Source organism: Halopseudomonas sp. L-58, assembly GCF_056859475.1.
In genome coordinates, this window is the sequence record NZ_JBSXON010000057.1 from 73,652 (window position 1) to 80,024 (window position 6,373).

Below are 6,373 nucleotides of genomic sequence, written 5' to 3' on the forward strand. Positions count from 1 at the left end.
CAAGGCCGGAAAGCACCGTGACGGTGCAGCTGGACAATACGCCGTAAATTGCTAGCATGGACGGTTTTTACGTCAGGTCCGGCCAGAATGACCAGTACTCCCCCCCTGCCCGCTCGGGCGCGCATTGTAACAGAACTGCGCGCCCTGATTGCGCTGGTGCTCCCGATCATCGCGGCGCAGCTGGCACATACCCTGCTGGGCTTTGTCGACACCGCCATGGCCGGGCGCGTCAGTGCCGAAGCGCTGGCAGCGGTGGCGCTGGGTAACTCATTCTGGATTCCGACCCTGCTGTTTCTCACCGGGGTGATGATGATTGTCACCTCCAAGGTTGCTGCCGCCAATGGTGCCGGTCGTATCAGTGAAACCGGTGCGCTGGTGCGCCAGGGCGCCTGGCTGGGGCTGATGATCGGCTGTGGCTGCATGCTGTTTCTCAACCTGATGCGACCAGTGCTGGGCTGGATGGAGGTCGATCCGCAGCTGGTCCCGGTGACCCTCGACTACCTGCTGGCCATCTCCCTCGGCTTCCCGGCGGTCGGCGTCATGCTGGCTCTGCGCGGGCTGAGCGACGGTCTCTCACGCACCAAACCGGCCATGCTGATTGGCTTCATCGGACTGCTGATCAACGTCCCCGCCAACTATGTGCTGGTCTACGGCAAGTTCGGCTTTCCGGCCATGGGCGCCGTTGGCTGTGGTGTCGCAACCGCCATTGTCATGTGGGCCATGCTGGGCTGCCTGCTGGTACACCTCAAGCGCGCGTCGTTCTATCAGCCCTGCGGTCTGTTCGAGCGATTCGACTGGCCAAAGGCGCGTACCCAGGGCGAGCTGATCGGCCTGGGTTTTCCGATCGGCATGGCGCTATTTGCCGAAACCAGCATGTTCGCGGTGATTGCCCTGCTGATCGGCAGCCTGGGTGCCATCGTGGTTGCCGCTCACCAGGTGACCCTGAACTTCACCTCGCTGGCATTCATGGTGCCCTTCAGTCTGGGGCTGGCCATTACCGTGCGCGTGGGTCATAACCTGGGCCGCGGTGGCGCCCGTGATGCCATGCTGGCAACCCAGGTGGGGCTGGTACTGGCACTGCTGTTTGCCGCCATTGCGGCCATCATCATGTACACCCTGGCCAGCCAGATCCCGCTGATCTATACCCAGGACCCGCAGGTTCTGGCGCTGGCTTCCAGCCTATTTGTGCTCGCTGCGCTATACCAGTTCTCGGATGCGGTGCAGGTGGCCTGCGCCGGCGCGTTGCGAGGTTTTCAGGACACCCGTCTGCCAATGCTGCTGACCATGATCGCCTACTGGCTGATTGGCCTGCCGACCGGTTACGTGCTGGGCCTGACCGACTGGCTGGGTCCGGCCAGAGGCCCGGCCGGCTTCTGGATCGGGCTGATTGTGGGCCTTAGCAGCGCCGCCCTGTTCCTCGGCCTGCGCCTGCGGGCGGTCACCCGCAAACCCGTTTACCAGCACGGGCTTCAACACTAGGGCATACTGGCGTCATGCGCTCATCGCCCGTATTGCTTGTTCTGCTGTCCATCACCGCGCTCTGTGTCGGTTGCCAGCGTGCGCCCGATGCCGAGCAGCAAATGGACAATTACCTGGGCCGCGTCGCGCGCGTGCTCAAGCAGGAGTTCATCCCGTTTGATGCCAACCAGCTCAGTCAGTACCGGCTCGCAGAGCGCCGTGACCGGCTCCACGACATCCCCGCCGAACGCATCAGCCTGCTCGATCTGCTGATCGATGTGCATCAATGCAAACCACTGCAGCAGCGCATTGCAGAACGCAACAGTGTGCTGGGCAAGGTCATGCCCTGGAGCAGCCGTCTGGGCTACGAGGGTGAGCTGCTGCGCGCGCTGGACAGTTGCCGGCAAAGCCTTGCAGACGACCCGCAGCAGCAGGAGCTGCTGACCGAGCTCAGCGACATCGCCGAGCGCAAGCGCAGCCAGTTGCCAGCGGTATTCTGGAACGCGATCAACGCCAGCAGCGAGGCAGAGCATTATCTGCGCTTTGCCACCGAGCCGCTGCCGGTGACCAGCGCCCCCCTGACCGACGAGGCGCTACCGGCACTGCAGCAACTGACGGCGATTGGCAGTGCCCTGCCCGAACACCTCCCTCCGCCAGTTGGCGGGCTGGATCCGCTGTTCCAGGCCCTGCAACGCAGTCAGCGCAGCAGCCAGCTGATTACCGCGCTGGCGCAAACCCGACACGGTCTCCAGCAGGCCACCGCGATGCTGCGAGCACAACCAGCAACCTATTTGTGCCCGATGAACCAGCCATCAGAGCGGTCGAAGATTCTGCTCAACGTCTTTGTCTTGTTCTACGCCGGCGAGATCCAACCCTATCTAGCGCAACTGCAACGGCTCGGCGAGCCCTGGGCCGCGCAGATCAAGCAATTACGTGCTGTTGCGCACATTCCACCCGCCACAGCGCAGGCGCTGGATCGCTTGGCGGGTAATCCAGCGGCGTTGTGGGATAGCTACCGGCAGGCCGTCGATGAACACACTCGCGCCTGGCAGGACGTGCTCGGCGCCTGCCAGTCCGCACCCGGGCAAGCCGGCTGGCAGACGCCCTGAGGCGCGACTCAGCCAGCCTTGCGAATCAGGTAATGGAAGATGCCACCAGTCTCGTGCTGCTCAACCAGCTCGTGACCGAGAAAACTGCAAAAACGCGGGATATCGCGCTGGGTGGACGGGTCGGTCGCAAGCACCTGAAGCAGCTCACCGGCGGCCATATCGCGCACCGCGTTGTGCAGCATCATGACCGGCTCGGGGCACATCAGGCCCTGGGTATCGAGAGTAGCGGTGGCATCAGACATGGGCAGGTCCCGCAGCGGAAAACGCCGATTATCCCGAAATGCCACAGCGCTTGCCAGACGCAGTCTGTCGGCCGAAACTGGGAGGGAAAGTCGTCAAGACGCAACACCCCGAAACGGGTAAGGAAAAAGCATGATCAAGGTGTTGATTGAAAGGGATATCGCAGAAGGTCTGGAAGTACCCTACGAAGAAGTCGCGCGGCGCGTGCTGTCGGCGGCCATCCAGTCGCCTGGGTTCATCTCGGGTGAGTCGTTCCGTGATCTGGAGCATCCCAACCGGCGTGTGATCATGGTGACCTGGCAAAACATCCGCTCCTGGGAGCGCTGGGAAGAGTCGGAAGCCCGCCGCGACGCCATCAGCAAGTTTGCTCCCATACTGCTGGAAGAAGAGCGCATCACCCTGCTTGAGCCGCTGTAACACGCTCAGCACAGCGATCTACCACGCCAGAGAGCATCCGGGCGACTCTGGCGTGACGCCTGAATCAACGCATTTTTGTCAGCAAATGCGCACTGCCTCCAATTTTTCCGCGCTTCCCGCAGCCATCATCTGTCGATCCCCCTAAGCTTTAGATTCCGGCCTGAGACCTTCCGCTCGGGCGCCGCATGGATCGCACTGCAAGGAACACGGATGTTCTCCCTAACTGCCACAGTACAGTCTGCTCTGTACCTGGATGGCATCAACCAGGCGCACAATACGCAAACAGCCGGTATCGCGACATGATGCATCGATACCTCCTGGTCGACGGTGCCCGTTATCACAATGCCCTGGCGCGCCTGTATGTGCGCGATGAGGTATTGGAGGTCGAGCCGCTTTACTTCGGCTCCCCCTGGCACAGCGCAGCCGATCTGGGCCCGCTGCTGGTAAGCACCGATTCGGCTTCTGCACTTTTTTATGAAATCGAAACCAGCGCAGAGCTGCGCGCAAGCGCTGCGGTGCTTGAAAGCCGGGCGCTTGCAGATGTCGTCGCCAGTCATCTTCGACGTTTCAATCAGGTCACTGACGTTTCCGGCGCAAAAATCCTGCTGCGTTATGCCGACCCACAGGTTGCCTGGTTCTGGCTGCACAGCTACGACGCCGACGCCCTTTCTTCTGTTATGGGACCAATCACCCGCTGGCGTATCGCCGCGCCACCCAACGTACTGCTGCCGCAACAGCCGCAACACTGGCACGATTTCTCCTCCGCGCCCCCGGCAGCGCAAAGCGGCCTGCCCGCTTGCCTGCTCGGCTACCCGCAGCTGTCAGCGCTGCAGCAAGCCTATCAACAGCAACTGAAAGAACGTCTTTACCGCTGGCTGCAGGAAAACCACCAAACCGCGCTATCAGCATTACCCGAACAGACACGGGACAACTGGTTCAACGCCCGACTCTCGGATGCCGACGCCTTTGGCCTGAGCACCGAGCGCAGCATCGCCATCTGGTGCGAACTGGCCCTGCGTGACGGCAGCGACTTTGCTGGCAATCCACAGGGGCCGTATCGACGATGGCTAGCCCGGGCGCCGAGGGAGCTGCCGGCGACACCCGACCAACGACTGCAGCATTACTGCCGCGACCGCGCAACCGCGCCAATCAGGGATGATGAAACCCATGACCGTCTTGCATAGGGAACTCGCATTACTGGAAAGCCTCTGGGCCACCTTCGAAGACAAGCCCGCCAGCGCCACCGCCCAATGCCCCCTGCAGCAGCGAGAGGTTGCCATCTTCCCGGTGCGTTACGCGATTGACGAGGCCGCGGACAGTCCGGACCAGCCTGGCCCCAACCCAATTCCGCCACACTGGCAGGGCCATCAATCGCTGCCCGAGCTGAACCGGCGCAGCTATACCCTGAGGCAACTGCGCGACGGTTGGCTGTATGTGATCGACCGCACCACCAGCACGCTGGACGAGTACCAGATAACAGGTGCCCGCTTCAGCAAGATCGCCAGCAGCAGCACCGCTGCGGGCCAGCCACTGACCTGTTCAAATGGCCTGAGCCATCTGCTCTACCCACGCCAACACCAGCTGTATATCGCCTACTCAGCCGAGCGATGGACAGCCTGGACACACGAGCGCATGCAGGCCCCCGCCAATCAGGCAAACTGGATGCGTGGACTCGATCTGGCCGCCTACGCCAAAACGCTCTCGGCACCGCACTGCGGCCCGCTGAAGCATTTGGGCGAGACGGTCGCCGATATCGACACCGGCGCAGCCGTGCCCGGCCAGCGCTTCGACAGCACCACGCTGCCCACACAGGCCACAGGTGAAGACGCCACATACAAACCGGCCCTGGGCAGCAACACCGTGCTTGCCAGCGTACCCGACCAGGACTCCGCCCTGTTCATCGCGCTGGACGATCATCTTGGCATCCTTGATGACCTCGGCATGCAAAGCGCCGGACCGGCGCTCGAACTCAGCCAATTCGAAGAGCAACACCTGCACAAGCTGACCATAGCTCAACATATCGAACTGCTGGCCGGTGTTGATTTCTCTCCGCTGGAGTCAGAGATGGGGCTGTCACCAGAAGCCTTTCACGCCTTCAAACAAAAGGCGCAGGACTATCTCACTGCCAAGGCGCGCTACCTGAAGGAATTGAATAGACCAACGGACGGAATCAGCGCATTCGCCGCGGGCAAGACGTTGGAACAACACCAGCAGCAACTGATCAGCGGATACGGTCAGGACGCACCGGCCAAACTGGACGGTCTGGTTGAACAATGGGGCACGCGGGAAACCCTGCGCGACCAGGTGCGCTTTGAGGAATCACAAACCTTCGCATTGGAAAAAGAGCAAGAGCTAGAGGGTATACAGGCCAGACTGACGCCCTGCCTGCAAGACCTGATCACCTGGCTGAAGCGGATTGGTCCCGATCCGCTGGGCCTGTTCCTCGATCAGACGGACGAAGAGCAGTGCCTGAGCCTGATCAACCACGCCGACGCCTGGCTCTCCTTCCTCGCCCATGATCAACAGGCGCAGCAATGGGTAATTGAGGACTACGCCACCCCCAAAACGCTGATTGGTCTGGCCAACTACAACTTCGACGCAGAGCTCGCCTCAGGTATCGAGCAACTGGCCAAGGAGTTCGTCGAAGAGAACGGCATATCTCTGACGACCAGTGCCTCCGTCGCCAAGCGCACACAGGAAATCAGCGACGTCCTCAGCAACGAAACCATCCGCAACAGCGCGATCTTTCAGCGCCTGGGCAGGCCAGCGCAGAAAGCCTACGAAACCTTAGTGCGCGTGGCCGCCGCCAACTACGAGAAGACCTGGCAAGCATTCGAATTCAAGCTGCTTCCCGCCATCAGCAGCCGCCATGCGCCGCGCTGGAAAACCATCGCCCACGCAACCATCTCGGTATCCATACATAGCCAGATCAATGAAACCCGCCCGTTTTTGCTGATTGACAGCGAATATCAGCAGAAGCAAGCCGCCTGGATGCGCAAGGTCACGCAACTAGGGCCTGTTAACGCTAATTAGCTTCAAGTCTCTCCATGTGTGATACTTCGCGCATGGAAATTACCCCCGAACAATTCTCGATCATTGAGCATTGCTTCCCGCGACAGCGGGGCAACGTAAGTCTGTCCAACCTGAAC

At 61.3% G+C, this 6,373-nt stretch carries 6 protein-coding genes; 5 read left to right on the forward strand and 1 reads right to left on the reverse strand.

All coding sequences use genetic code 11. The annotated features are described in order from the left end of the window. Nucleotides 1-87: 87 nt before the first annotated feature. Together AC13EY_RS09060 and AC13EY_RS09065 are read left to right on the forward strand one after the other, a co-directional pair. Nucleotides 88-1,479: an MATE family efflux transporter gene (locus tag AC13EY_RS09060; RefSeq protein WP_482876031.1), complete on the forward strand. Its 1,392-nt coding sequence runs from the start codon at nt 88-90 to the stop codon at nt 1,477-1,479. A gap of 14 nt (nt 1,480-1,493) precedes the next feature. Beyond that, entirely contained in the window at nt 1,494-2,567 is a 1,074-nt protein-coding gene (locus AC13EY_RS09065) for a DUF3080 family protein (protein WP_482876033.1), read from the forward strand. Nucleotides 2,568-2,575: 8 nt separating this feature from the next. Here AC13EY_RS09065 and tusA read toward each other — a convergent pair whose 3' ends face one another. After that, nucleotides 2,576-2,809: a sulfurtransferase TusA gene (tusA, locus tag AC13EY_RS09070; protein WP_088273878.1), complete on the reverse strand. Its 234-nt coding sequence runs from the start codon at nt 2,807-2,809 to the stop codon at nt 2,576-2,578. Between the two features lie 130 nt (nt 2,810-2,939). Here tusA and AC13EY_RS09075 point away from each other — a divergent pair, with 130 nt between their 5' ends. The 3 genes from AC13EY_RS09075 (at nt 2,940) to AC13EY_RS09085 (ending at nt 6,257) form a co-directional block, all read left to right on the forward strand. After that, nucleotides 2,940-3,224, forward strand: coding sequence for an antibiotic biosynthesis monooxygenase family protein (locus AC13EY_RS09075; RefSeq protein ID WP_088273877.1), 285 nt, complete (start codon nt 2,940-2,942; stop codon nt 3,222-3,224). 299 nt (nt 3,225-3,523) lie between these two features. Then, entirely contained in the window at nt 3,524-4,408 is an 885-nt protein-coding gene (locus AC13EY_RS09080) for a DUF4123 domain-containing protein (protein WP_482876035.1), read from the forward strand. Beyond that, nucleotides 4,392-6,257 (forward strand): toxin VasX, encoded by a 1,866-nt coding sequence (locus AC13EY_RS09085; protein ID WP_482876036.1) that lies wholly within the window; start codon nt 4,392-4,394, stop codon nt 6,255-6,257. Before AC13EY_RS09080 ends, AC13EY_RS09085 begins: the two co-directional genes overlap by 17 nt. Nucleotides 6,258-6,373 lie beyond the last annotated feature (116 nt).

Bases quoted from the DNA above. Each gene is read 5' to 3' on its own strand.
- AC13EY_RS09060 (WP_482876031.1), top strand. From the start codon at position 88: ATGACCAGTACTCCCCCCCTGCCCGCTCGGGCGCGCATTGTAACAGAA.
- AC13EY_RS09065 (WP_482876033.1), top strand. From the start codon at position 1,494: ATGCGCTCATCGCCCGTATTGCTTGTTCTGCTGTCCATCACCGCGCTC.
- tusA (WP_088273878.1), bottom strand. From the start codon at position 2,809: ATGTCTGATGCCACCGCTACTCTCGATACCCAGGGCCTGATGTGCCCC.
- AC13EY_RS09075 (WP_088273877.1), top strand. From the start codon at position 2,940: ATGATCAAGGTGTTGATTGAAAGGGATATCGCAGAAGGTCTGGAAGTA.
- AC13EY_RS09080 (WP_482876035.1), top strand. From the start codon at position 3,524: ATGATGCATCGATACCTCCTGGTCGACGGTGCCCGTTATCACAATGCC.
- AC13EY_RS09085 (WP_482876036.1), top strand. From the start codon at position 4,392: ATGACCGTCTTGCATAGGGAACTCGCATTACTGGAAAGCCTCTGGGCC.